The sequence below is a fragment of the Bradyrhizobium sp. WSM1417 genome, assembly GCF_000515415.1.
Taxonomy (GTDB): domain Bacteria; phylum Pseudomonadota; class Alphaproteobacteria; order Rhizobiales; family Xanthobacteraceae; genus Bradyrhizobium.
This window is the reverse complement of record NZ_KI911783.1, coordinates 6,892,819-6,916,629: the sequence shown is the minus strand read 5'-3', so window position 1 is coordinate 6,916,629 and position 23,811 is coordinate 6,892,819. Positions and strand designations below refer to the sequence as shown.

The following is a 23,811-nucleotide window of genomic DNA, read 5'->3' as shown; positions in this document are numbered from 1 at the left end:
GCGGCGATGGCAATGGCTCCGGCTAGGAACTAGAGCGTTTTCGAGGGAAGTGAATTCCGGTTCGCGTCAACAAAACCCTCGCAGCAAGAGTTCTGATTCAATCAGAACCGATCATGCTAGGCAGCCGTCACCCGCACCGGCATGCGCTCCAACCCACGCAGGGAATTATTGAGCCTGCGCCTCGGCTCTGCCGTGAGCTCGATGGTCTTCACACGCCTTGCGAGCTCTCCGAAGATCAATTCGCCTTCCAGGCGTGCGATCATCTGGCCGACACAGGCGTGGATGCCGGCGCCAAAACCGACATGCCCGGTCGCGAGCCGTTCGATGTCGAAGCGATCGGGTCTGTCCCAGCGCGCGGGATCTCGGTTGGCGGACGCCATAAACAGCAGCACCTTGCGGTGTGCGGGGATCACGCCGCCGCCGATCTCGACATCGCGCGAGGTGGTGCGGAAGAACGTCTGCACCGGTGAATCGTAACGCAGCCCTTCCTCAAAGGCATTGCGCGCCAGCTCCGGCTTGTGGTGCAGCTTGCGATATTCGTCCGGGTGAGTGGCGAGTGCGAGCAGCGTATTGCCGATACCGTTGACGGTGGTGTCGATGCCGGCGGTGAGGAACGGGCGCACCAGATGGGTCGCTTCATGCTCGCTGATCTCGCCTTCGTCAGCGGCCTGGTAGATCATCATGCCAAGCCCGTCCGGTTGCAACGCATCTCGCGCGCAACATTCCATGATCCAGCTCTGCGCCGCGAGGCCGGCTTGTCGTGACGCTGCCAGCGTCTCGTTCTCCGGGCCAAAGCTGTCGAACACGAACGTGCTCCAGGCAAGCAGCCTGTCGCGGCCATCCGGCCGGATGCCAATCGCGTCCGGAAACACCTTCATCGGGTAGGCCTCGGCGAGATCGGTGACGGCATCGAACGTGCCCTTGTCGATCAGCTCCGAAACCTTCTTCTCCGCTTCCTTCTGAAACGTCTCGCGCAGTCGCCGCGCGACACCCGGGGACAGGGTGCGGCCGAGCACGCGGCGGCCCTTGTCGTGGTCGGGAGGATCGATCTGGAGCGTCAGCGGCTTTGGCAGGGCCGGGTTCATCCCGTGGAGCCCGACACCCTCGCCGCTGATGAACGTCTTCCAGTCCTTCAGGGCCGGCTCGACTTCGGCATAGCCTGCCATGGCCCAAACGCCGTAGCGCTCCAACGCGAACGCTGGCCCGAGCGCGCGCAGGGCCTCATAGGCACGATAGGGGTCCATCAGGAAATCAGGCGCAAACGGGTCGGCCGGACTGGATGCAATGCCGCTCATGGTCAGCTCCCGTCCGCTATTGCTTGGTCAGCGCACACTGGCCTTCGCTCTCGGGGCGGAACGCGTCCTCCCCCTTGATCGTGGCGACGACCTTCAGCAGGTCCCAGGTCGATGTCGACTCTTCCGGCGCCTTGACCTGAAGCAGATAGAGCGGATGGATCTTGCGGCCGTCCTTGCGGATGTGACCCTTGCCGAACAGCAGATCGTCGGTCGGCATCTCCTTCATCGCCGCCACCACTGCCTTGCCATCCTTGGCACCGCCGACCTTGTCAACCGCTTTGAGATAGTGAATCACCGAGGCGTAGACGCCAGCCTGCATGTCGTTCGGATAGGCCTTCGACGGAATGCGTTCGGCGAAGCTCTTGGCGAAAGCCCGCGTGCCGTCGTTCAGATCCCAGTAGAACGGGTTCATAATCTGCGCGCCTTGCGCAAACTTCAGCCCGAGCGCGGGCAGGCCGTTCATGCCGAGGATTAACCCGACCAGCTTGTGGTCCTTGGTCAGACCGAACTCGGCGGCCTGCTTCATGGACGTGATGGTGTCGTCACCGGCGTTGGCGAAGCCGACGACGTTTGCGCCTGACGCCTGCGCCTGGAGCAGGAAAGAGGCGTAGTCGGCCGTTCCCAGCGGATGCCGGACGCTGCCGAGCACCTCGCCGCCGGACGCTTTGACGGTCTCCGCCGCCTGTTTTTCAAGATCGTGACCGAAGGCGTAGTCGGCGGTGATGAAGAACCACTTCTTGCCGCCCTGCTGGACGATCGCCTTGCCGACGCCGCGCCCGTAGGCATAAGTGTCGTAGGTCCAATGCACGGTGTTCGGCGTGCATTTTTCGCCGGTCAGCAGCACCGTACCGGCGCCCGATCCGACGAAGACCTTGTTCTTCTCGGCGCTCATGCCGGCGACGGCAAGCGCGATCGACGAGTTCGGAATGTCGAAGATCGCATCCACGCCGTCGTTCTCGTACCAGCGCCGCGCGATGCCGATCCCGATGTCCGTCTTGTTCTGATGGTCCGCCGCGACGATCTCGACCGGCTTGCCGCCGGCCTTTCCGCCAAAATCCTCCACCGCCATCTTGGCGGCGACGACGGAGCCTACGCCTTGGTAGCTCGCGAACGGCCCCGACTGGTCGTTCAGGACGCCGATCTTCACCACGTCGTGAGCGAAGCCCGGCCCTGCCGCAGCCAGCATCAAGGCCGAAATGCACAATTTATGCAGGAATTTGCTGTTCATTGTCTCCCTCCCGTGGGCGGTCTTGGTGCCGCTAAATAATAGTTATATTTTATATCTATTTTCGGGAGAGTCAATTCGGCGGGTACTTGGGCCGCCGTGCTTCGAGGACATGAGTTCGTGAAACCCGCGGGGAAGTCCGGTCAGCAGCCGGAGAAATCGTTGAATTTGCAGGCGCTCCAGCGCACGCCGGGCTTCATGCTTCGGCTTGCACAGCTGAAATTCTTCGAGGGCTTCTACGAAGTGTTCGCCGCCTTGGGCGTGACCCCCGCGACCTATGCGATCTTCGTCGTCATTCGCGACAATCCCGGCGTTCCGCCGAGCAGCCTCGCAAGCCTGCTGCGGCTGCGCCTGCCCAATCTGATCAAGATCCTGAATGAGCTGGAGTCGTCGGGCTTCATCAAGCGCAACCGCTCCAAGGCGGATCGCCGCGCCGTCGAGCTCGTGCTCACCCCGAAGGGCGCCAAGCTCATCCACGAAGCGACGAGCCTGACCGAGCCGTACAACAAGAAGATGCTCGTGCCGCTCAGCGAAGCCGAGCAGCGCACCCTGCTTGAGCTATTGAATCGGATCCTGCCGCTCTAGCTGTGGAGCCTCAAGAGGCTGTCCTCGATCAACCGGGTCTGCTGATAGGCGTTTAGGATTTTAGAGCGGCGAACACACCGTAGGAAAATGCTCAATCGTTCCGGAGCCCGTTTCGCATGGGCCATGGCCGTTGCTCCTCCTAGGTCAAGAACGCGCGAATGCTGTCTGCAATCTCCGTCGCATGCGTCTCCAACGCGAAATGACCGGTGTCAAAGAACTGCACCACGGCGTTCGGATTGTCGCGCTTGAACGCTTCGGCGCCGGGCGGAATAAAGAATGGGTCGTTCTTGCCCCAGACCGCGAGAAACGGCGGCGTGTGCTTGCGGAAATACTCCTGGAAGGCCGGATAGAGCGCGACGTTGCTCTTGTAGTCGCCGAACAGGTCGAGCTGCACGTCGTCCGAGCCTGCGCGCGCAAGGTAGAAATTGTCGAGATTCTGGCCGTCCGGTGACACGGTCATCGGATCGGAAACGCCATGTGTGTACTGCCAGCGCGTCGCTTCCGGCGTGAGGAGCGCGCGTAGCGCGTCGCGATTGGCCGGCGAGGGATCCTGCCAATAGGTCTTGAGCGGAGTCCAGTTCTCGCTAAGGCCATCCTCATAGGCGTTGCCGTTCTGCGAGATGATCGCCGTGATCCGCTCGGGGTGCCTGAGCGCAAGCCGGAAACCAGTCGGCGCGCCGTAGTCGAAGACGTAGACCGCGAACCGGTCGAAGCCGATCACTTCGGTGAAGCGTTCGATCACGCGTGCGAAATTGTCGAACGTGTAACGGAAGCTTTCGCGCGAAGGCATGTCGGATTGGCCGAAGCCGGGAAGGTCGGGCGCCACGATATGAAACCTGTCCGCAAGCAGCGGGATGAGGTCACGAAACATGTGGCCTGCGCTGGGGAATCCGTGCAGCAGCAGGAGTTTTGGCGCACCGACAAGGCCGGCCTCGCGATAGGCCACCTTGAATGCGTCGACATCGGCGCTGCGGTACGTGATCGAGGCCATGACATTCTCCATTTGAGTAACCGAATAAGAGCTATTTAAGAGGTTACTGTTAGGAATCGTAACTTGTCAATGGCGTCTTAACTGGTTATCTATGTCCATGTTCTCCCGACCGGCCAAGGACCGCTCATGGACCGCCCGCCCGCCATGTTCATCGCCGACTCGCTCGGCCTCGACTTCCTCAACTCGGTGGCGACGCCGGTCGATACGCCCGTGGACTGGATCGACGACGGCGATGGCCTGATCGACTGGCTGGCGCAGGCGAAGCTGGTGCCGGCGGATGATCTGCACGCGCTGACGGCACGCGCCACGCCGGACGAGCTGGACAAGGTCGCGGATCAGGCGCGCGCCTTGCGCGAATGGTTCAGGGGGGTCGTGCGCAAGCATGCGGGCCGGCCGCTCACGACAGATGCCTTGCGCGAGCTCGGTCCATTGAACGGCCTGCTGGAGCGCGACGAAGCCTTCAGCCGGATCGAGCCCGGGCAGGACGATGGCGGCGCTCTGGTATTGCGGATGAGGCGACGCTGGCGATCGCCGGAGGCGCTATTGCTGCCGGTTGGCGAAGCCATGGCGAAGTTCGTCTGCGAGGAGGACTTTTCGAACGTCAAGGCGTGCGAGGGGCACAACTGCACCATGCTGTTCGCCGACCACACGCGCAGGCGCGCGCGGCGATGGTGCATCATGGCGGTCTGCGGCAACCGCGCGAAACAGGCTGCCCACCGCAGCAGGCTCAAGAGCATGCAGTGATTGGGTGTCGAGATGCTGGAATGAGCGCGGATCGAGCCCCGGTTCCGTGCCCCAAATTCCACCCAATCGACCGTCACTAAGCGCCTTTGGGGGAGGCTGCAGCCTCCCGGAGTGGGACTGCTGGACTGATGATCGATTTGAGGCGACTCCTCGCGCTGGCAGCCGTTACGCTGCTGGCCTTGAGCACAGGGACGGCCGTTGCCTCACCTGCCAAGACGAAGCCCGCCGCGGCCGCACCCGCCGCGCCACCGCCCCCACCGTTTGAGCCATTGCCGCCGCCGAAAATCTACCTGTTCCGTGGCGCCATGGGGCCGTTCTTTTCCACCGGCATGGACCGGCTCGAAGAGAAGCTGACGCAGGCCGGCTTTTCCGCCAACGTCTATGAATTCACCATCTGCCGATGGATCGGCGATCGTGCCATCTCCAGCTACAAGGAAACGCCGGCGCCGATCGTGCTGATCGGGCATTCGATGGGCGGGCTTTGCTCGATCGTCATCTCAGAGATGGCGGCCAAGGAGAACGTCCCGATCAGCCTCGTCATTACCATCGATCCCGCGCATGCGACCGGCGACGTGCCGCTCAATGTCGAGCGCTTCATCAACATCTATCTCTCCGACAGCGTGCTCGGTGGCGGCAACGTGGTCGCGGTGCCGGGCTATCGCGGTCACTATGCGAGCTATGACCTGAAGGAGAACGCGCGAGTCAGCCACATCAACATCGAGAAGTCCGACGACATCCACCGTCAGATCGTCGACATGGTCACGCAGTTGCCGCGCATTCCGCCCCAGACGCAGGTCGATGCCGTGCCGCTGCGCTACCTCGTGCCGGCGAATACGCTTGTCGAATTGTGGGATAGTGGCGTGCGGCTACCGGTGCGCCGGGGCGACACCATGGAGAGCATCGCGGTAGCCAATCGCGTGCCGTTGTGGTCGCTGGCGCAGAGCAACTCGCTGCCGGAGAACGCCACGCTCACCCCCGGCCAGTCCATCGTCGTCCCGCGCCACCTGATGCCGCCGGAGCCGACAGCCGCCATGGCGACCCCATCGCCCGCACGGCGGTAAGCGGTCAGCAACGGAGATGGCGGAGATGGGGCTTGGCTGATGCCAGGCACCATCCCCGCGGCGCCTGTCATTCACGCATCTTGTGTCGCGGCAGCCATCTTGAGGCGGGTGTCGCCAAGGAGGAGCGAGCCGTGGCGGAAGCCCGGCGCGCCGGGCGATAAGGCGCGGCGAGAAGCATCAGAAACAACGCCCTTTCAGCCGCATATTTGGCGGCCGGTCGGCCGTTTTCGCAGCCGTGCATGACCAGGCGTCCTTCCGTCGTGCAGACACGCCACCGCCATGTCCTTCGACCGCATTTCTTCAGGAACACCTCGAATGTCGGGAGCTGTTCGGGCATGTCGATTACCCGTGGCTGCTCGCCGTCAGGCGCGTGGCTGCGTTCCCCATCGCCCGGTTCGGAGCCTGAAAGGTGAGCGGAAAGGCAGAGACGGCGAGCTTCTCGATCGCCGAGCGCTCCTCAGACAAACGTCGCTCGATGAACCGCCGTTCGAACTCGGTCAGTTCGGTCTTGAGCAACCGCTGATATCGGCTGATGTTGCTGCGGTGGCCGCGCAACAAGGCCAGGTCTTCATCAACCCTCATCGCAATCCCCGTTGACCTGTCGTTGCCTAGGCTGCGAGGCCGGTTCGTTCGACGGATCGCGTGCGAACCGGCTTGCCACCCGGAGGGCCCTTCGGATGGTGATCGAGGCTCGCGAGCGCTTCCAGAATTTCGTCGATGGTGACGGCTTTGCCCGAGCCGGGAAGCTCCCGCAATGCCGGACTCGAGGCGATACTGGCTGCATCCGAAGCCCAGGACGCAAGGATCGCGCGCTTCTCGCCGATCGACAGCGTTGGGTCGGCTATGACGTCGCGGGGATAATCATAGACGGAGCCAGGGTGCAATATCGCATTCAGATCGATGATGTTGTCGACATGATCGAGCATGAGAGGTCCTCCTCCTTTCTCTAAACCTCTGACTTGCATTCGGGTACGCGGTCGAAGGCCATGGTGATCCCGCCCGACGATCGGGCGGGATCACGCGGGTCTCCGACAGACCGAATTCAGGCGGCTTTGCCTTCGAGTTGATGCACGTTGCCGGACGGCGCGGCATTGATGGCAATTCGCCGCGGCTTCATGGCTTCAGGGATTTCCCGGACCAGTTCGATCTTCAGCAGGCCGTTCTCGAACGAGGCGCTGTGCACCTGAACATAATCGGCCAGGTTAAACTGCCGCTTGAACGGCCGCGCGGAAATGCCCCGGTAGAGATATTCGCGTTCGGCTCGGTCCGGCTTGTTTCCCTCGACGGTCACCGCGTTCTGCTCGGCCGTCACCGTGACTTCGTTGGGTGAGAAGCCCGCAATCGCAAGCGAAATCTGGTAGCGATCCTCGCCGATGCGTTCGATGTTGTAGGGGGGATAGTTGTCCTCGCCGGCACGCTGTGCCGTTTCGACGAGGTCGAAAAGGCGGTCGAAGCCAACGGTCGAACGCCACAAGGGAGAGAAGTCGTAAGCGCGCATAGCCAGATCCTCCAAGGAGCAAAATGGATACGAACGACACCGGACACGACCGGTGCCCGTCTCAGCTTCCCGACCCTAGAGGCGTCGGGAACGCCACCTCTCGGCGGCAGCGGAAAAATAAAAAAAGCCCGTTCTGGTTTCAAGAGGGGGTCCAAAATTTTTTGGAATCCCCGGCGCCTCCCGCTCCACCCTCTCCCCGCAAGAACGGGGGAGGGAGAGACGTAGTTCGGATTACACGTTCGATCCCTGGATCGCTTCGATCACGGCATCCGTCACGTCCTTCGTCGTCGCCGTGCCACCGACATCAGGTGTCAGCACGCCGGCGGCGCATACCTTCTCCACCGCCGCCATCAGCCGAGCCGCCGCGTCCTTCTCGCCCAGATGCTCCAGCATCTGCGCGCCGGTCCAGAATGTCGCAACCGGATTGGCGATGCCCTTGCCGGTGATGTCGAACGCCGAGCCGTGGATCGGCTCGAACATCGAGGGGAAGCGGCGCTGCGGATCGATATTGGCGGTCGGCGCCACGCCGAGGCTTCCCGCCAGCGCGCCCGCGAGGTCGGATAGGATGTCGGCGTGCAAGTTGGTCGCGACGATGGTGTCGAGGCTCTTTGGATGCAGCGTCATGCGCACCGTCATGGCGTCGACCAGCATCTTGTCCCAGGTCACATCAGGGAATTCGGCCGCGACCTCGGCAGCGATCTCGTCCCACATCACCATGCCATGGCGCTGCGCGTTCGACTTGGTCACCACGGTCAGGAACTTGCGCGGGCGCGACCGCGCGAGTTCGAAGGCATAGCGCATGATCCGCGTGACACCGACGCGGGTGAACACCGCGACCTCGGTGCCGACCTCTTCCGGGAGGCCCCTGTGGGCCCGGCCACCCATGCCGGCATACTCGCCCTCCGAATTCTCGCGCACGATCACCCAGTCGAGGTCGCCGACGCCGACATTGAGCAGCGGCGAGGCGACGCCCGGCAAAATCTTGGTCGGCCGCACATTGGCGTATTGGTCAAAGCCCTGGCAGATCGGCAGCCGCAGCCCCCACAGCGTGATGTGATCGGGCACGTCGGGCGCACCGACCGCGCCGAAATAGATCGCGTCGAACTTCTTCAACTCCGCAAGGCCGTCGGCCGGCATCATCACGCCGTGCTTCTTGTAATAGTCCGAGCCCCAGTCGAACGTCTTGATGTTGAAGGCGAGGTCGCCGCTGCGTTTGGCCAGCGCCTCAAGCACGTGGACACCGGCGGAGATGACCTCGGGGCCGATGCCGTCGGCGGGGATCGCTGCAATCGAATGGGTACGCATGAGGTGCTCCGTCCAGATGTCGGTGGGATTGCGTGACGCCAGCGAACCTAGGCGAGGAGGGGCAGGGGCTCAATCGGCGCTGGTTTATACAAAAAAATGATATAATCCCGTCACAGGATCAGAGGACTGTTGGATGGAATTGCATCAGTTGCGATGCTTCGTGGCGGCGGCCGAGCAGTTGCATTTCGGCCGCGCGGCGCAGCATCTGCAGATGCTGCCCTCCGCACTGGGCCGCCAGATCAAGCTGCTGGAGCAAGATCTGGACACGCGGCTGTTCGCGCGGACGACGCGTGCGGTGTCGTTGACGGAAGAGGGCACGACGCTGCTGCGCGATGCCCGTGCCATCCTTGCCCGCGTCGAGGCGGTCGAGAGCAATCTGCGCAATCGCGCGCGGGCGGGGGCTGCTCGAAAGCTCCGGGTCGGCGCCATCGACAGTGCCGCGGCAGGACTCTTGCCGGCGTTGCTGCGCGATTTTCGCGCAAAGCATCCTGATATCGCGGTGCAGCTTCTCGAGGACAAGACCGTCCGGCTGCTGCCGAAGATCCTGACCGGCGCGCTCGATCTCGCCTTCGTGCGTCCGCCGGCTCAGCGGGACAAGCGGCTCGAATTCCGCGATTTGCTGCAGGAGACCGCCATCGTGGCGTTCCCGCGGCGCCACGCGCTGGCCGCGCGCAAGTCGATCACGCTCTCCCAGATCGCCGACGAAGCTATGCTGGTGCCGGATCGTCGCTCGCGGCCGCACAGCCACGACCTCACGATAAGACTGTTCGAGCAGGCAGGCCTTACGCCACGCATCGTGCAGGTCGCCGACGAGAAGCAGACCATCATCAATCTCGTCGCAACCCGGCTCGGGGTCGCGATCGTGCCGCGCTGGAGCACGCGGATGGCGGTGTCAGGCGTGCGCTTCGTGCCGCTGCGGCCAAAGCAGATCGGACCCGTCGGCCGGCTGCCGCTCGCTGCCGCATGGCTGCGCGGCTCGCGTGATCCGGCCCGCGACGCGATGCTGTCCGTGCTCGAGACGCGTCTGCGCAGCTATGCGCGCGACGCCTGAGGCGCTATGACATCGGCTTGGCGAGAGGGGTGATGCGATGACGGAACCGAGAGCTTCGAACGAAATGCGGGTTGCCATCGCGGGGCTCGGCTCGATCGGCACCAAGATCGCGACCGCGCTCGATCAGGGCGTCGAGGGATTGACGCTCTCCGCCGTGGCGGTGCGCGATCCCGCAAAGCATCAGACATTCCTCTCGGGCCTGCGTCGTCCGCCATCCGTATTGCCGCTTGACCAGCTCGGCGACGCCGCCGACATCGTCGTCGAATGCGCGCCGAGCGGCCAACTCCGCGCGATCGTCGAGCCCGCAGTGAAACGCGGCAGGGCCGCGGTCGTGGTCAGCGTCGGCGGGCTGCTCGACAATTTCGATCTTGTCGATCTCGCCCGCGCCAATGGCGGCCGCATCCTCGTGCCGACCGGCGCGCTGATCGGGCTCGACGCCGTCAACGCCGCCGCGATCGGCACCATCCATTCGGTGAAGATGGTCACACGCAAGCCGATCGACGGGTTGAAGGGCGCGCCGTTCATCGTCCAGAACAACATCGATATCGACCATCTGCGCGAGCCGCTGAAGCTGTTCGAGGGCACGGCGCGCGAGGCCGCGAAAGGCTTTCCGGCCAATCTCAACGTCGCGGTCGCGCTGTCGCTCGCGGGCGTCGGGCCGCATCGCACCCAGGTGCAGATCTGGGCCGACCCCACCGTGACGCGCAATGTTCATCGCATCGAGGTCGAGGCGGATTCGGCGCGCTTCTCGATGTCTATCGAGAACATCCCGTCCGAGAATCCCAAGACCGGGTTGATCACGGCGCTGTCCGTGATCGCGCTGCTCCGCAAGCAGCGCGCCACGCTCAGTGTTGGAACATAACCTTCAAGCGCCGGTGACGCGCCAGATCACGTTGCCGACGTCGTCGGCCATCAGCAGCGACTTCTTGTCGGGACCGATCACGACGCCAACCGGGCGGCCGTAGGATTCTTTCTCGTCGGGCGCGAGGAAGCCGGACAGGATGTCGCGTGCGGGACCCGAAGGCTTTCCGTTCTCGAACGGGATGAACACCAACTTGTAGCCTGACAGCTTGCTGCGATTCCACGAACCGTGCTGGCCGATCGCCATGCCGTCGGGGAAGCCCGGCAGCGTGCCCGCCGGCATCCAGCACAGGCCGAGCGAAGCGGTGTGGCCGCCGAGTGCGTAGTCGGGCGTGAGCGCCTTGGCGACCATCGCGGGATCCTGCGGCACGCGATCGTCCACCGTCTTGCCCCAGTAGCAATAGGGCCAGCCGTAGAAGCCGCCGTCGCGCACCGAGGTCAGATAGTCCGGCGGCGTTTCGTCGCCGAGGCCGTCGCGCTCGTTGACGACGGTCCAGAGCACGCCGGTCGTTGGCTCCCAGGCGAGACCGACCGGATTGCGCAGGCCGGCTCCGAAGATGCGTTGCGTGCCGGCGACGAGGTCGAGCTCGTAGACCGCGGCGCGGCCTTCCTCGACCTCCATGCCCATCTCGGCGATGTTGCTGAGCGAGCCGACGCCAGCATAGAGTTTTTTGCCGTCGGGGCTCGCGAGCAGGCTGCGGGTCCAGTGGCCGCTCGGCTTGAAATTGGTGAGGCGCTTGCCCGGAGCGGTGATGCGATCGGCATTCGCCACGTACGGGAAGGCCATCACGCCGTCGGTGTTGCCGACATAAAAGGTATCGCCGACCAGCGCCATGCCGAATGGCTGGCTGAGATTTTCCATGAACGCGCCGCGATACTCCGCGACCCCGTCGCCGTCCTTGTCGCGCAGCAGCGTGATGCGGTTGGCGCTGACGCCGAGCGCGGCGGCGCGTCGCATGGTGGCCTGCATTGCGTAGTGAAACACCGACCGTGGCGCTCCCGCGATCTGCGTCGCCTCCGCGATCAGCACGTCGCCGTTGGGCAGCACCTCGATCCAGCGCGGATGGTCGAGACCGGTCGCGAACGCATTGACCTTGAGCCCGGGTGCGACCGTCGGCTTCTGTCCCTCGCTCCAGCCCCGCGCCGTCGGCATCTTCAGCGTCGGGATGGCGCCTTGCGGCTTTGCTTCGGGTATCGCGGGCGACTGGCCCCAGGCCGGCGCAGGCACGGTGCCCGACAGCTTTCGCCATTGCAGCGCGATGCCGCCGAGAAGCGCAACGAACTGCGCAAAGATACTGGAAAAAGTCATGAGAAGCCCCTGTTTGCGCGCGCATCCAACGGGCTGACGGGGCAGACGTCAACCTGTGTGGAGCGCCGCGGGGCTCTATTCCCGCGGAATGGCAGCCGCTCGAATTTGCATGGGACGAATGCCGACAGGCTGGGCCCGGAGATCAGCGGCCGATCTGCCGCTCCGCCCGGCGCGCCGCGCGAAAATCATCCAGATGATGGACGTTCGGCGCGAGCGCGGCCTCCCTCGAGAGGAGATGATAAACGCGCGCCACCGTGCGCTGCTTCTGCTTCGGCCGCCCGGGCGGCAGCGCCCGCGCCTTGCGGACTGCGGCGATCGCGTGCTCGCGAAAATAATCGTAGGCGTCGGACATGGCTCGATGCTCTGCGGTGTGTGGCAGGTATCGAGGGGCTAACGGGCGCAGGCAGCAGGGGTTCCTGCCAGCCAGGAGCCGATGTGTTGCGCACACAGCTTCCTCAGCGTCGTCCTGGCGAAAGCCAGGACCCATACCGCGGAATCCATCGATTGTGTGCGGCCTCAGTTCCGGGCAATCCCCGCCAAACCGCTCTCTGGGCAATGGGTCCTGGCTTTCGCCAGGACGACTCCGGAGGTGTAGCCGCGCTACGCTTGCGATGACAGCGTCGAAGCGTTCCCCGCTCTCACCGCGGCGACAGGAACGGGATGATCATCGGCACGCGGCGGCAATAGGCGCCGTAGGCGTCTTCGCCGAGCTCCTTGGACAGGAACACCTCTTCCATCCGGCCCTTCTGCCACATGCCGAGCGAGATCAGGATGGCGCCGAGCATCGCCGTCACCGTGCCGACCGCGATGCCGGTCACCAGCATGCCGAGGATCAGCCCGGTGTAGATCGGATGGCGCACGATGCCGTACGGGCCCGTGTCGATGACGCGGTGGTCTTGCTTGTGAGTGATGGTGTTGGACCAGAACTGTCCAAGATGCAGCCGTCCCCACCAGGTGAAGGAGATGCCGGCCAGCACGATCAGCGCCACGACGTAGACGGCGGTATTGCTGAACACCCAGAGCGGCTTCTCGCCGAGCACTTCCGCGGTCCAGGGCGTGAACAGGATGCCGCCGACCAGGATCGGGATGCGATAGCGGCCGGACTCCAGCGTCATCACCTGCTTCTGGGTGCGGCCCTGCCAGAACGAGGCGCCGACCCAGCTTGCGAGCCAGGCGAGCCAGATCAGGGCGAGCAGTTGCGTCGGCCAGGTCGTGGTCCAACCACCCCAGGCGACAGAGAGAAGCTTGCTGAAATCGAAGGACATGCGGAAAGGTTCTTTGGGTTGGGCGGCAGCTCAGCTGGCGCGCGAGGAGAGCGCGTGATGCTCGATAGCGCCGGAGGCAAGCGCGCCGCCGCGGGCGAGAAGATGGGTGATGGTTTCGCGCAGGACCGGCTCGATCGGGCGCGGCGCGTAGCCGAGCTCGGTGCGCGCCTTGCCGATCGAGAGGTCGCTCGCGGCGAGCGCGATGCGCACGCCCTCGGCGGTACCGTTGGGCGGCCGGCGCGTGATACGATCGGAGAGATATTCGAGCATGATGCCCGACAGCTCGGCCATTTTGCCGGGAACGACGACCGGGAATTGCCGGCGGCCGCTCATCGCCGACATCATCCGCAGAATCTGGCCGAGCCTGACGCAGTCGCCGCCGAGGATGTAGCGCTGGCCGTTACGTCCGCGTTCCATGGTCAGCACGAGACCCATGGCAACGTCGCGGACGTCGACGAGATTGACCGGGAAGTCGAGATGCGGCTGCACTTTCTTCTGCAGGAAGTACCACAGCATCGCGGTCGGCGGCGTCAGATTATGGTCGGCGGCACCGATCGGCATGGTCGGGGTGCCGATCACCAGCGGGAAGCCTGCGGCTGCGGCCTTTGCGGCGCAATGCTCGGCCAGCGATTTGGACCGCGTGTAGGCGCCCGGCATCGCATCGGCCGGCTGCAGCGCCTCTTCGGCGGGAACACCGTTGAGGTCGGAATAGGGGAACAGGATCGATTCCGTCGAGCAGTGCAGGAAGCGCGAGACCCCGCGCTTCATCGCGGCCGCGAGCACGATCTCGGTGCCGCGGCAATTGACGTCGTGAAAGGCCTGCTTGTCGGCGACCCACATGCCGGGCAGGCCCGCGAGGTGATAGACCTGCTCGACCCCAGCAATCGCGGCATCGACCGCGGCACCGTCGAGCACCGAGCCTTGGGCATATTCAACGTCGGCATACGGCGCGGCAGGCGCACGGACGTCGAGAACACGCACCCGCTGCCCACGGGCGCGGAGCGCTTCTACGAGATGATGTCCGATGAAGCCGCTGCCACCGGTAACCAGTACGAGAGCCATGCAGAAGGTTTGCTGTTTCGCGTCTAGAACTATCGGGTTGAAAGGGAATTGGTCGGAACAGGCGCCAGAATCGCGGCAAGGTCGCGACGGAAGCCCAATGCAATGAATAATTTTGCCATGACAAACATCGGTCCAAGCAGAAAATGCGTGGGGTGGTCGACCATCGACGGCTGCCGCTCCTCGAAAACCTTGTGGCCGACGATTTGCGCAGCGACGCCAAATCCGATCAGCACCGCAAAAATCGACCACATCATGACGATCGAGACCTGATTGCCGATCGCGGTTGCGACCAAAAGCAGCACGATCATCGCGGCGAGGATGCCGAGCCCGATCCCGGCGTCCAGCATGAGCCAGTAGGCCAGCACCGGCAGGGCAAGAACCATGGCCAGGCTGACCTCGATCCCGAACACCGGGAAATGGACCAGCGTCAGCGGCAGCACGGCGCCGGTGAAGAGCAGGAGGATGCCGACCACGTGCATCGCGCAGTTCCAGGGATCGCGATGATATTCGACGTAGTCGGCCAGTTGGTGTTGAAAAGAACTGGCCATCTCGGTCTCGTGCAGCATGGGGTCGGGGAGGGCGAAAAAAGCCTATAGCACCTGATAGGGCGGTGCACAAACCGACGTAATTGTCGCGCGAAACCGCGCTGTTGCGCTGTGAGACAGGTCACAAAAGAAACGTGACTTCAAAGGGTTCCGTCAGCCGCCGTGGCGCGTCCGCTCAGCGCTTCTTGGCGGGCTTTTTCGCCGCAGGCGCAGGTGTCGCAGCCGGATGCGCAGGCGCTTCCTCGGGTACCTTGGCGTAGGTCAGGATTTGCAACTGGGCGTTGGCGGCTGAGGTCGGCCTGGCCCGGTCGAGAAACTGCTCCTCGCCGAGGCCGATCGGATGCAGCCGCTTGGTCGAGATCTTGAACGTGTTCACCAGCACGTCGCGAATCGCGTCCGCCCGGCGCTGGCTCAGGATCGCGTTGGCCTCGCGCGTCTTCGCGTTGGATTCGACATGGCCGACGATCAGGAACGTGTAGGGCAGCAGCGAGGCATGGACGAGCGCGTCAGCGAGGCGCCCGACGGTCTGGTAGGACGCCGGCTGGATGATCGGCGTGTCGGCGTCGAACTGGATCTGCGCGGTGAAGGTGGGCAAATTGACCAGATCGGGCGCGATCAGCGGCCGGTTCACCGGACCGGGATCGTTCTTGATCCTTGCCTTGGCCCGCTCCATCACCTGCAGCTTCAGCGCGGGGAGATCGATCTCGGCGGCTTGCTCGAAATGGTTGAGCTTGCCGACGATGTCGTCGCGGGTCGGCGGCGCCGTCTGCGCTTCTGCCGCGCCCGCAAGCAAGGTGAGGCCGAGCGCGATGGTTATTCCGATGATGGAAAGCCTGGTCGTTGGCATCACCGATACCCCGCGTCGTCGACGGCCTTCAGGCAATTGTTGCTGATGCCCTTGGGCGTCGAGACCAGGCAGGGGACCGCCTTGCTGGTCTCCTTGGTCGAGCCGCCGCAGACCTTGACGATCTCGCGCTGGCAGACGTTCGCCACGGTGACGCGGGCGGCGACGCGCTTCTGGATCGCGTCGAACGCGCCGAGATAGTCGCTCTGGCACTGTTGCGAGAGCACGTCGCGGTTGCGCGAGAGGCACTCCTTCAGGCGGGTCGAATCCGGGTTGACGCCGCGGCAATTGGCGACGATTTCCGCGCCGCAACTTTTCGCCAGCAACCCGATAGCGTCCCCAAAGCTCATGGTCTCCGCCGCCGCAAGCGACGGCATACCCAATGCCAGCAAGATCAGTGTGATGGAGCCCCGGACCATGGCCGCATCTGATACGGGGAAGTTCGCGGTGGTCAAGGGCTGTTCGGGCGAGAAGTGTCGAGAGTCCGACCAGTGCGGCGAACAGTCCTCACTCCGTGGCCTCAGTGAGGGGTGGCCATTCGATCACGGCGACCGTGTGTTTCCCGAGGTCGTCGGCCAGATCAGGGTCGGCCTTGAGCTCGTCCAATGTCCGCGGCGGGGGAAGCTGGCGGCCGTCCGCGATCAGTTCCTGTGCATAGAAGGCGAGTGCCTCGGGCGCGTTCTCCAGCGCCTCATCGACGTCGTCGCCGCCGGAAATGCAGCCGGGCAGGTCGGGAAACCACACGCCGACGGCTTCGTCCGGGCCGGCATCCTCGATGATGGCGATGTAGTGCGGCATGCAGGCCTCACGCCCGCTGCACAAAACTGTCCACGACCTTCTTCTCCCCGGCCTTGTCGAACGCGATGGTGAGCTTGTTGCCGTCGATCTTGGTGACGCGGCCATAGCCGAATTTCTGGTGGAAGACGCGGTCGGAGAGGGAGAATTCCGAGGTCGTGCCGGTGGATTTGGCCACCAGCTCGCCCTCGATCGTCAGGGGCCCGCGACGGCGCGAGGAGAAGCTGCCGAAATCGGGCGAGGACGACTGGGACGAATACGACGAGGCCTGTTCCTCGAAGCTGCCGCGGCCGCCATTGCCGCCTCCACCGCCGCCGCGATTGCGATTGGCCTGGGCGCGCTGCCAGCCCGGGGTCGAATAGGTGGAGCCGAACGCTTCCATGTCGTCGAAGCGGGAGGCGCCGTAGCCGCCGGTGCCGCCCCAGGCCGAGCCGCCCTTGGATTCCGTGATCTCGACATTGGCCGCGGGCAGTTCGTCGAGGAAGCGCGACGGGATCGTGGTCGACCAGGTGCCGTGGATCCGGCGGTTGGTGGCGAAATAGATTTTGGCGCGGCGGCGAGCCCGGGTCAGGCCGACATGGCCGAGCCGGCGCTCTTCCTCGAGGCCGGCGCGGCCCTGTTCGTCCAGCGTGCGCTGGCTCGGAAACAGGCCTTCTTCCCAGCCGGGCAGGAACACGTTGTCGAATTCCAGACCCTTGGCCGAATGCAGCGTCATCAGCGACACTGCGTCCTCATCGGCGCCGCTGTCGCGGTCCATCACCAGCGAGATGTGCTCGAGGAAGCCTTGCAGATTCTCGAACTCCTCCATCGAGCGCACCAGCTCCTTGAGGTTTTCGAGCCGGCCCGCGGCGTCCGCCGAACGGTCCTTCTGCCACATCTCGGTGTAGCCGCTCTCGTCGAGCACGATCTCGGCGAGCTCCGTGTGCGACGTGACCTCGCGCTGGGCGCGCCAGCGGTCGAACTGGGCGACGACGTCGCGTAACGAGCCGCGCGCCTTTGGCTTCAGCTCGTCCGTCTCGACCACCGCGCGCGCCGCCTCGAACAGCGGAATGCGGCGCTTGCGGGCGTGATCGTGCAGCATCTGCACGGTGGCATCGCCAAGCCCGCGCTTGGGCGTGTTGACGATGCGCTCGAAGGCGAGATCGTCGGCCGGCGAATTGATGACGCGCAGATAAGCCAGCGCATCGCGGATTTCGGCGCGCTCGTAGAAGCGCGGGCCGCCGATGACGCGATAGGGCAGGCCGAGCGTGACGAAGCGGTCTTCGAACTCGCGCATCTGGTAGGACGCGCGCACCAGGATCGCGATCTCGTTGAGCTTGTCGCCCTGGCGCTGGATCTGCTCGATCTCCTCGCCGATGCCGCGGGCTTCCTCTTCCGAATCCCACGAGCCCGTCACCGTGACCTTCTCGCCGTCATGGTCCTCGGTGCGCAGCGTCTTGCCGAGCCGGCCCTCGTTGTGGGCGATCAGGTGCGAGGCGGCGGCGAGGATGTGGCCGGTCGAGCGGTAGTTGCGCTCGAGCCGGATGACCTTGGCGCCGGGAAAATCATGGTCGAAGCGCAGGATGTTGTCGACCTCCGCGCCGCGCCAGCCATAGATCGACTGGTCGTCGTCGCCGACGCAGCAGATGTTCTTGACGTGGCGCGTCTGCTCCTTCTCCCCGCTTGCGGGGTCGCGACGAGCTTCGCTCGCGCTGAGAAGGTCGGGATGAGGGGCTGCCTCCACGAGCTCAGCCTGCCGAGAGTCCCCCTCACCCGGATCGCTGTGCGATCCGACCTCTCCCCGCACGCGGGGAGAGGTGAAGGAAGGAGACGATGGCGCCTGGGACAGCAGCCGCAGCCACAGATACTGCGCGACGTTGGTGTCTTGATACTCGTCGACCAGGATGAATTTGAAGCGCTGCTGGTACTGCCGCAGGATATCCGGGTGCTCGCGGAAGATGCGGATGTCCTCGAGCAGCAGATCGCCGAAATCGGCGGCGTTCAGGATCTTCAGCCGCTCCTGGTAGCTCGCATAGAGCTTGCCGCCCTTGCCGTTGGCGAACACGGCGGCTTCGCCCGACGGCACCTGCGACGGCGTCAGGCCGCGATTCTTCCAGCCGTCGATCAGCCCGGCCAGCATGCGCGCCGGCCAGCGCTTGTCGTCGATGTTGTCGGCTTGCAGCAGCTGCTTCAACAGCCGCACCTGATCGTCGACATCGAGCACGGTGAAGTTCGACTTGAGCTGCGCCAGCTCGGCATGGGTCCGCAGGATGCGCCCGCCGATGGAGTGGAAAGTGCCGAGCCATGGCATCCCTTCCACCGCATGACCGAGCATCTGACCGAGCCGGTGCTTCATCTCGCGCGCGGCCTTGTTGGTGAAGGTCACCGACAGGATCTCGGAGGGGCGGGCGCGGCCCTGGCTCAGGATATGAGCGATGCGCGTGGTCAGCACGCGGGTCTTCCCGGTGCCGGCGCCGGCCAGCACCAGAACCGGGCCGTCCAGCGTTTCCACTGCCTCGCGCTGCTCCGGATTGAGCCCGGACAGGTATTGCGGGCCCACCGAGGCGCGCGCACGCGCGGCGATGCCGCCGGCTGCGGGCTGGTGGTCGGGGACGCTCTGGGACGTGATCTTGCTCGGCTCGGTCATGCGAATCATTTGCCCCACGTTGGCACCGCGGGGTGGTGAAAGGGGAGCCTTCTTAACAGGGATTGGTCCCTATATGGGGCCGCGGGGAGGGGTTTTCCACGTGCGCGGAAAGCCAATTTGTTCCTGTCGCTCAGGCGAATTTCCGGCTCCAGCGACCCGGAACCATTGTTCCGAGTTGGCGATTGGTCCTGCAAGTGAGGCGCGTCAGTCGCGCCGATCGCAGAGAGACATCGAAACAGAGGTTCGGATCATGCTTAGCTGGGTAGTTACGTTTCTGGTTATCGCCCTGATCGCCGGTATCCTTGGCTTTGGCGGCCTCGCCGGCGCGTCGATCGAAATCGCCAAGATCATCTTCTTCATCGCGGTCGTGTTGTTCCTGGTCTCGGCCGTTGTTGGTCTGGCCCGCGGCCGTAATAGGGTCTAGCGCGCTTATCGCTTCGAGGGCATCGCCACGTTCCGGCCGATGCCCTCGGGCCGCGGCATGGCGCTATGAGCCTTGACCACCGCCGCAATGCGCTCGCGAATGTCTGGCGGAAACGCCGCCACCTTTCGTGAGCCCATGTCGATGTGAAGCGACATGTTCTCCGACGTGGCGGACAGCCAGCCTTCGGTGGCGTGCCGCAGCTCCTGGAATGTGTGCAGCCGCTTGTCGTCGGCCTCCAGCAGCCAGACCGAGACCTGCACGGGATCGCCCAAGTGGATTTCGCGCAAATACCGCACGTGGCACTCGGCAGTGAAGGTCGAGCCGCCGCGCTCTTTCATGTAGCCCGGCCCAATCCCAAGCGTCAGCCACGTCTGGTCGATCGCGCGGTCGAACATCACGTTGTAATAGGCCATGTTGAGGTGGCCGTTGTAGTCGATCCATTGCGGCTCGATCTGCATGATCGACGCGCGGAACGGCACGGCGTTGGTCGCTGTGGCAGCACTCTCCGGCATGTTTTCTTCCCCAGCTATGCGCCCGGTCGCTTGACTTGACCGGTGAGATGTCCTTTGCCACGGTTCGTCTCGTCGGGAGGAGCGTCCGTGGGTACGACCATCACCAATAATCCGCCGCGGCCGGCGCCGAAAGCCCTCGCGAGCGCGCTGGAGCAGCTTGCTGCGCGGTTCGGCAACCGCCTCATCACCTCGCAGGCCGTCCGCGAGCAGCACGGCCATACCACCACATGGATCGTGAACCAGCCGCCGGATGGTGTGGTGATGGCGCAGGAGACCGCCGACATCCAGGACGTGGTGCGGATCTGCGCGAAAAACGGCGTGCCCGTCATCGCCTTCGGCACCGGCACCTCGCTCGAGGGCCAGGTCAACGCACCCGCCGGCGGCATCTGCATCGATCTGCGCGACATGAACAAGGTGCTCGCGGTGCATGCCGAGGACCTCGACTGCGTGATCCAGCCCGGCGTCACCCGCAAGGCGCTCAACGAGCATCTGCGCGACCAGGGCTTGTTCTTCCCGATCGACCCGGGCGCGGATGCTTCCCTCGGCGGCATGGCCTCGACCCGCGCCTCCGGCACCAACGCGGTGCGCTACGGCACCATGCGCGATAGTGTGCTGGCGCTGAAAGTGGTCCGCGGCGACGGCGAGATCATCACCACCGGCACGCGTGCGAAGAAATCATCCGCCGGCTACGACCTGACGCACTTGTTCGTCGGCGCCGAGGGCACGCTCGGCATCATCTCGGAGCTGACCATCCGCCTGCGCGGCATTCCCGATACGATCGCGGCCGGCGCGGTGTCGTTCGAGACCGTGCACGGGGCGTGTCAGGCCGTGATCCTGGCAATCCAGACCGGCATTGCCGTGGCGCGCATCGAGCTGCTCAACGCCGCGCAGGTGCGGGCCTGCAACGCCTATTCGAAGCTGACTCTGCCGGAAACGCCGCTGCTGCTGATGGAATTCCACGGCAGCGAGATCGAGGTCGCCGAACAGTCCAAGGCCTTCGGCGAGATCGCAAAGGACTGCGGCGGCGGCGATTTCTCCTGGACCACCAAGCCGGAGGATCGCACAAAATTGTGGCAGGCGCGGCACGACGCCTATTGGTCGGTGAAGGCGCTGCGGCCCGGCGACAGCATTGGTGTGGTCGCGACCGACGTCTGCGTGCCGATCTCGCGCCTTGCCGAATGCGTCGGCGAGACCGAGGAAGATCTCAAGCGGCTCAACCTGTTGTCGCCGATCGTCGGCCATGTCGGTGACGGCAATTTCCACTGTTCGCTGGTCTGCGACACCAACGATGCCGACGAGATGGCCCGCGGCGAGGAGTTCATGCACCGGCTGGTCGAGCGCGCGCAGGCGATGGACGGCACCTGCACCGGCGAGCACGGCATAGGCCAAGGCAAGCAGAAATATCTTGCGGCAGAACTCGGCCCCGAGGCGATCGATGCAATGCGGGCACTGAAAAAGGCGCTCGACCCGCAGAACATCTTCAATCCCGGCAAGATCGTACCGGAGGCGTAGCGCGCAGGCTCACCGCCGTTTATGCTCGCTCTCTCACCACGGAGCAGGCAATGCAGTGGTTCGCGCGCAAGACGCGTCAGGACATCTGGGACGAGGCGATCGAACGGCCGCTCGGCGATATCGAGGCCGCCGAGCGCATCCGTGCGATCTGTGACGCCGCCGCGGCGAGCGCGGCAGGGTCCGCGCGCAGCGACAAGCGCGACAGCGAGCGCTACGAGCGTGCGGCGAAAGTCGCGATGGAAATCGCGATGAAGATTTCGGATGGGCTGATGCGCGACGACGCAGTCCGTCGCATCGTCGATCTCTGCATGACAGCGAACGACCTCAAGACCGCGCAGATCCTGTTTCGCGCGATCCATGCCAGCTGGATCCGCGAGACCGTGCAGCGCGATCACCCGACATTGGCGCAGTGAAGGCGGTGCGCTCCCTCCCCCGCTTGCGGGGGAGGGTCGGGGAGAGGGTGTCTCCGCAACGGGACAATCCCCAAGAGGACAAAGCCCTCACCCGGCGCGCGGGATGATGCTTCGCATCGCCCGGGACGCGCCGACCTCTCCCGCAGGCGGGAGAGGTTACAGCGAGTTCGCGGCTCGACCTGCGCGAATCAAAGCTGTTCCTATTTCGCCAACTTCCGCACGGCCTCGTCGACGCTGTGGAAGACGTTCTCCCGGGGCAGCGCCTCGAACAGCCTGAACCGCTCGAACGCGTCCTGCGCGCGGACCGATTCCAGCCGGGCCAGCGCGACCGTGACGCCCTGTTCGCTGCACGCCCTGAACACATCGAGCAGGATCTGCGCGGCGGTGAAGTCGATCTCGACCATGCCGCTCGCCTCCAGCACCAGCAGTTGCGGCGGCGTCGTGCCGAGCACCTTGGTCACGTCGCTGCGAAAGCCGGGCGCGTTGAGGAACGACAGCGGCGCCTGCAGCCCGATCACGGCGACACCGGCGATGCGCTCGCCGGCGATGTGCGGATGCGCCGGCCACCAGATCGTGGTGCCCGGCACGCGCTCGAACTCGACCAGCCGTGCACGCGTCGTGCTCCAGATGCCGTGCAGCAGCGACAGCACGATGCCAAGGAACGCGCCCTGCTGGATCGGCAGCACGATGATCAGCGCGGCGGTGGCGACGATCAGCAGGAATTCGCTGGGGGATTGGCGATAGATCGTGGCGATCTGCTTCACGCGGATGATGCGCAGCGCGACGAACAGCAGGATGCCGCCGAGGGCTGCGTCCGGAACGTGCTGCAGCAATCCCGTTCCAAACGCGAGCAGCGCCAGCACGATCGCAGCGGCGGCGAGGCCCGCCAGCTGCGATTGTCCGCCGGTCTCGGCGACAATGCCCGTTCGCGGCGGGCTGGCATTGACCGGAAACGCGCCGAACAGGCCCGACAGCACGCTGCCGGCACCCACGCCGAGAAAATCGCGATCGACATCGGCCGGCTTGTCGGGATCGGACGGGAACGAGCGCGTCGTTGCCGCAGTCTGCACCATCACCACGACCGTGATGACGAAGGCGAGCGGCACGAGGCGGACCCATTGCTCCGGTGCAAGCTCGGGGAAGGTTGGCCGCGGCAGCGTGCCCGGCACGGCGCCTACGACATTGACGCCCTTGTTCTCGAGGCCGAGCGCGATCGTGGCCAAGGTCGCGGCGACGAGTCCGATCAGCGCGCCCGGAATTTTTGCGCTGAACTTCTCGGCCAGGAAGACCACGGCCAGCACACCGAAGCCGATGCACAGCGTGAAGGGATTGGTGCGGCCGAGTTCGCTTGCGAGCACGCCGATGCGATCGAGCGTCGGCTCGTTCGGCGAGTCCAGGCCCAGCACGCCCGGCAATTGCGACACGATGATGTGGACGGAGATGCCGGCGAGGAAGCCGACCATGACGGGCACGGACAGGAGATTGGCGATGCCGCCGAGGCGGAAGGCGCCGCCGGCCAGCATCATCGCACCGACCATCAGCGCCAGCGCGATCGCGAGGCCCTGATACTCGGGCGAGCCGGCGGCGGCCAGCGCCGCCAGTCCGCCGGCGAAGATCGGCGTGATCGTGGAATCGGCGCCGCACGACAGGAAGCGGTTGCCGCCGAGCATGGCACAGCCGAGCGAACCCGCCATGAAGGCGAAGAAGCCGATCTGCGGCGCGAAGCCGCCGAGCCGCGCGGTCGCCATCTGCTCGGGAATCGCGATCGCGGCGAGCGTCAGGCCGGCCATGAGGTCGCCAGGCAGCGAAAAGGACGCGAGCGAGCGGAATAGCGGCCAAGCTGGCTTGGCGTGAGCGTCGTGCGGCATCGATATGGAGTCCCCGGAAT

At 64.8% G+C, this 23,811-nt stretch carries 26 protein-coding genes; 8 read left to right on the top strand and 18 right to left on the bottom strand.

The window, feature by feature from the left end; all coding sequences use genetic code 11:
* Positions 1–116 precede the first annotated feature (116 nt).
* Positions 117–1,295, bottom strand: coding sequence for a cytochrome P450 (locus BRA1417_RS0133870; RefSeq protein WP_027519593.1), 1,179 nt, complete (start codon positions 1,293–1,295; stop codon positions 117–119).
* Positions 1,296–1,311: 16 nt separating this feature from the next.
* The gene (locus BRA1417_RS0133865; RefSeq protein ID WP_027519592.1) at positions 1,312–2,523 is read right to left on the bottom strand and encodes an ABC transporter substrate-binding protein; all 1,212 of its coding nucleotides are present in this window, start codon (positions 2,521–2,523) and stop codon (positions 1,312–1,314) included.
* A 117-nt stretch (positions 2,524–2,640) separates the two neighbouring features.
* Between BRA1417_RS0133865 and BRA1417_RS0133860 the strand changes: the two genes are divergently transcribed.
* The gene (locus BRA1417_RS0133860; protein ID WP_027519591.1) at positions 2,641–3,105 is read left to right on the top strand and encodes a MarR family winged helix-turn-helix transcriptional regulator; all 465 of its coding nucleotides are present in this window, start codon (positions 2,641–2,643) and stop codon (positions 3,103–3,105) included.
* A gap of 139 nt (positions 3,106–3,244) precedes the next feature.
* On the opposite strand, the gene BRA1417_RS0133855 is transcribed toward BRA1417_RS0133860, so the two are convergent.
* Entirely contained in the window at positions 3,245–4,096 is an 852-nt protein-coding gene (locus tag BRA1417_RS0133855; protein ID WP_027519590.1) for an alpha/beta fold hydrolase, read from the bottom strand.
* Positions 4,097–4,222: 126 nt separating this feature from the next.
* Here BRA1417_RS0133855 and BRA1417_RS0133850 point away from each other — a divergent pair, with 126 nt between their 5' ends.
* Positions 4,223–4,840, top strand: a complete 618-nt coding sequence (locus BRA1417_RS0133850; RefSeq protein ID WP_027519589.1) for an ABATE domain-containing protein — start codon at positions 4,223–4,225, stop codon at positions 4,838–4,840.
* A gap of 128 nt (positions 4,841–4,968) precedes the next feature.
* Positions 4,969–5,901 (top strand): LysM peptidoglycan-binding domain-containing protein, encoded by a 933-nt coding sequence (locus BRA1417_RS0133845; protein WP_027519588.1) that lies wholly within the window; start codon positions 4,969–4,971, stop codon positions 5,899–5,901.
* Between the two features lie 342 nt (positions 5,902–6,243).
* On the opposite strand, the gene BRA1417_RS0133840 is transcribed toward BRA1417_RS0133845, so the two are convergent.
* The 4 genes from BRA1417_RS0133840 to BRA1417_RS0133825 form a co-directional block, all read right to left on the bottom strand.
* On the bottom strand, positions 6,244–6,483 hold the full coding sequence (locus BRA1417_RS0133840; protein WP_027519587.1) for a hypothetical protein: 240 nt from the start codon (positions 6,481–6,483) through the stop codon (positions 6,244–6,246).
* Between the two features lie 26 nt (positions 6,484–6,509).
* Positions 6,510–6,827 carry a hypothetical protein gene (locus BRA1417_RS0133835; protein ID WP_027519586.1) on the bottom strand — a complete coding sequence of 106 codons (318 nt, stop codon included), beginning with the start codon at positions 6,825–6,827 and terminating at the stop codon, positions 6,510–6,512.
* Positions 6,828–6,943: 116 nt separating this feature from the next.
* A complete protein-coding gene (locus tag BRA1417_RS0133830) occupies positions 6,944–7,399 on the bottom strand; it encodes an Hsp20 family protein (protein ID WP_027519585.1) in 456 nt (151 codons plus the stop codon).
* A gap of 231 nt (positions 7,400–7,630) precedes the next feature.
* Positions 7,631–8,704 (bottom strand): tartrate dehydrogenase, encoded by a 1,074-nt coding sequence (locus tag BRA1417_RS0133825; protein WP_027519584.1) that lies wholly within the window; start codon positions 8,702–8,704, stop codon positions 7,631–7,633.
* 133 nt (positions 8,705–8,837) lie between these two features.
* Between BRA1417_RS0133825 and BRA1417_RS0133820 the strand changes: the two genes are divergently transcribed.
* Positions 8,838–9,755: a LysR family transcriptional regulator gene (locus BRA1417_RS0133820; RefSeq protein ID WP_027519583.1), complete on the top strand. Its 918-nt coding sequence runs from the start codon at positions 8,838–8,840 to the stop codon at positions 9,753–9,755.
* A 37-nt stretch (positions 9,756–9,792) separates the two neighbouring features.
* Positions 9,793–10,617, top strand: coding sequence for an aspartate dehydrogenase (locus BRA1417_RS0133815; RefSeq protein WP_027519582.1), 825 nt, complete (start codon positions 9,793–9,795; stop codon positions 10,615–10,617).
* Between the two features lie 3 nt (positions 10,618–10,620).
* Here the strand turns inward: BRA1417_RS0133815 and BRA1417_RS0133810 are convergent, their stop codons facing one another.
* The 9 genes from BRA1417_RS0133810 to BRA1417_RS0133770 form a co-directional block, all read right to left on the bottom strand.
* Positions 10,621–11,925: a sorbosone dehydrogenase family protein gene (locus BRA1417_RS0133810; protein ID WP_027519581.1), complete on the bottom strand. Its 1,305-nt coding sequence runs from the start codon at positions 11,923–11,925 to the stop codon at positions 10,621–10,623.
* A 142-nt stretch (positions 11,926–12,067) separates the two neighbouring features.
* Entirely contained in the window at positions 12,068–12,277 is a 210-nt protein-coding gene (locus tag BRA1417_RS0133805; RefSeq protein WP_027519580.1) for a hypothetical protein, read from the bottom strand.
* Positions 12,278–12,563: 286 nt separating this feature from the next.
* Entirely contained in the window at positions 12,564–13,190 is a 627-nt protein-coding gene (locus tag BRA1417_RS0133800; protein WP_007600907.1) for an isoprenylcysteine carboxylmethyltransferase family protein, read from the bottom strand.
* 30 nt (positions 13,191–13,220) lie between these two features.
* Positions 13,221–14,252 carry an NAD-dependent epimerase/dehydratase family protein gene (locus BRA1417_RS0133795; protein WP_027519579.1) on the bottom strand — a complete coding sequence of 344 codons (1,032 nt, stop codon included), beginning with the start codon at positions 14,250–14,252 and terminating at the stop codon, positions 13,221–13,223.
* A 29-nt stretch (positions 14,253–14,281) separates the two neighbouring features.
* Positions 14,282–14,818, bottom strand: coding sequence for an Mpo1-like protein (locus tag BRA1417_RS0133790; RefSeq protein ID WP_051448433.1), 537 nt, complete (start codon positions 14,816–14,818; stop codon positions 14,282–14,284).
* Between the two features lie 154 nt (positions 14,819–14,972).
* Positions 14,973–15,644 carry an OmpA family protein gene (locus BRA1417_RS45125; RefSeq protein WP_027519577.1) on the bottom strand — a complete coding sequence of 224 codons (672 nt, stop codon included), beginning with the start codon at positions 15,642–15,644 and terminating at the stop codon, positions 14,973–14,975.
* Positions 15,644–16,060, bottom strand: a complete 417-nt coding sequence (locus tag BRA1417_RS45120) for a hypothetical protein (RefSeq protein WP_018454284.1) — start codon at positions 16,058–16,060, stop codon at positions 15,644–15,646. Before BRA1417_RS45120 ends, BRA1417_RS45125 begins: the two co-directional genes overlap by 1 nt.
* 88 nt (positions 16,061–16,148) lie before the next feature.
* The gene (locus BRA1417_RS0133775; protein WP_027519576.1) at positions 16,149–16,439 is read right to left on the bottom strand and encodes a type II toxin-antitoxin system HicB family antitoxin; all 291 of its coding nucleotides are present in this window, start codon (positions 16,437–16,439) and stop codon (positions 16,149–16,151) included.
* A 7-nt stretch (positions 16,440–16,446) separates the two neighbouring features.
* The gene (locus tag BRA1417_RS0133770) at positions 16,447–19,071 is read right to left on the bottom strand and encodes an ATP-dependent helicase (protein ID WP_027519575.1); all 2,625 of its coding nucleotides are present in this window, start codon (positions 19,069–19,071) and stop codon (positions 16,447–16,449) included.
* Between the two features lie 241 nt (positions 19,072–19,312).
* Between BRA1417_RS0133770 and BRA1417_RS43280 the strand changes: the two genes are divergently transcribed.
* Entirely contained in the window at positions 19,313–19,486 is a 174-nt protein-coding gene (locus BRA1417_RS43280; RefSeq protein WP_007600914.1) for a DUF1328 domain-containing protein, read from the top strand.
* Positions 19,487–19,491: 5 nt separating this feature from the next.
* On the opposite strand, the gene BRA1417_RS0133760 is transcribed toward BRA1417_RS43280, so the two are convergent.
* Entirely contained in the window at positions 19,492–19,998 is a 507-nt protein-coding gene (locus BRA1417_RS0133760; protein WP_027519574.1) for a thioesterase family protein, read from the bottom strand.
* Between the two features lie 87 nt (positions 19,999–20,085).
* Here BRA1417_RS0133760 and BRA1417_RS0133755 point away from each other — a divergent pair, with 87 nt between their 5' ends.
* Both BRA1417_RS0133755 and BRA1417_RS0133750 read left to right on the top strand, forming a co-directional pair.
* The gene (locus BRA1417_RS0133755) at positions 20,086–21,510 is read left to right on the top strand and encodes an FAD-binding oxidoreductase (protein ID WP_027519573.1); all 1,425 of its coding nucleotides are present in this window, start codon (positions 20,086–20,088) and stop codon (positions 21,508–21,510) included.
* A gap of 50 nt (positions 21,511–21,560) precedes the next feature.
* The gene (locus tag BRA1417_RS0133750; protein ID WP_027519572.1) at positions 21,561–21,923 is read left to right on the top strand and encodes a hypothetical protein; all 363 of its coding nucleotides are present in this window, start codon (positions 21,561–21,563) and stop codon (positions 21,921–21,923) included.
* Positions 21,924–22,123: 200 nt separating this feature from the next.
* On the opposite strand, the gene BRA1417_RS0133745 is transcribed toward BRA1417_RS0133750, so the two are convergent.
* Positions 22,124–23,791 carry a SulP family inorganic anion transporter gene (locus BRA1417_RS0133745; protein WP_027519571.1) on the bottom strand — a complete coding sequence of 556 codons (1,668 nt, stop codon included), beginning with the start codon at positions 23,789–23,791 and terminating at the stop codon, positions 22,124–22,126.
* Between the last annotated feature and the right edge of the window lie 20 nt (positions 23,792–23,811).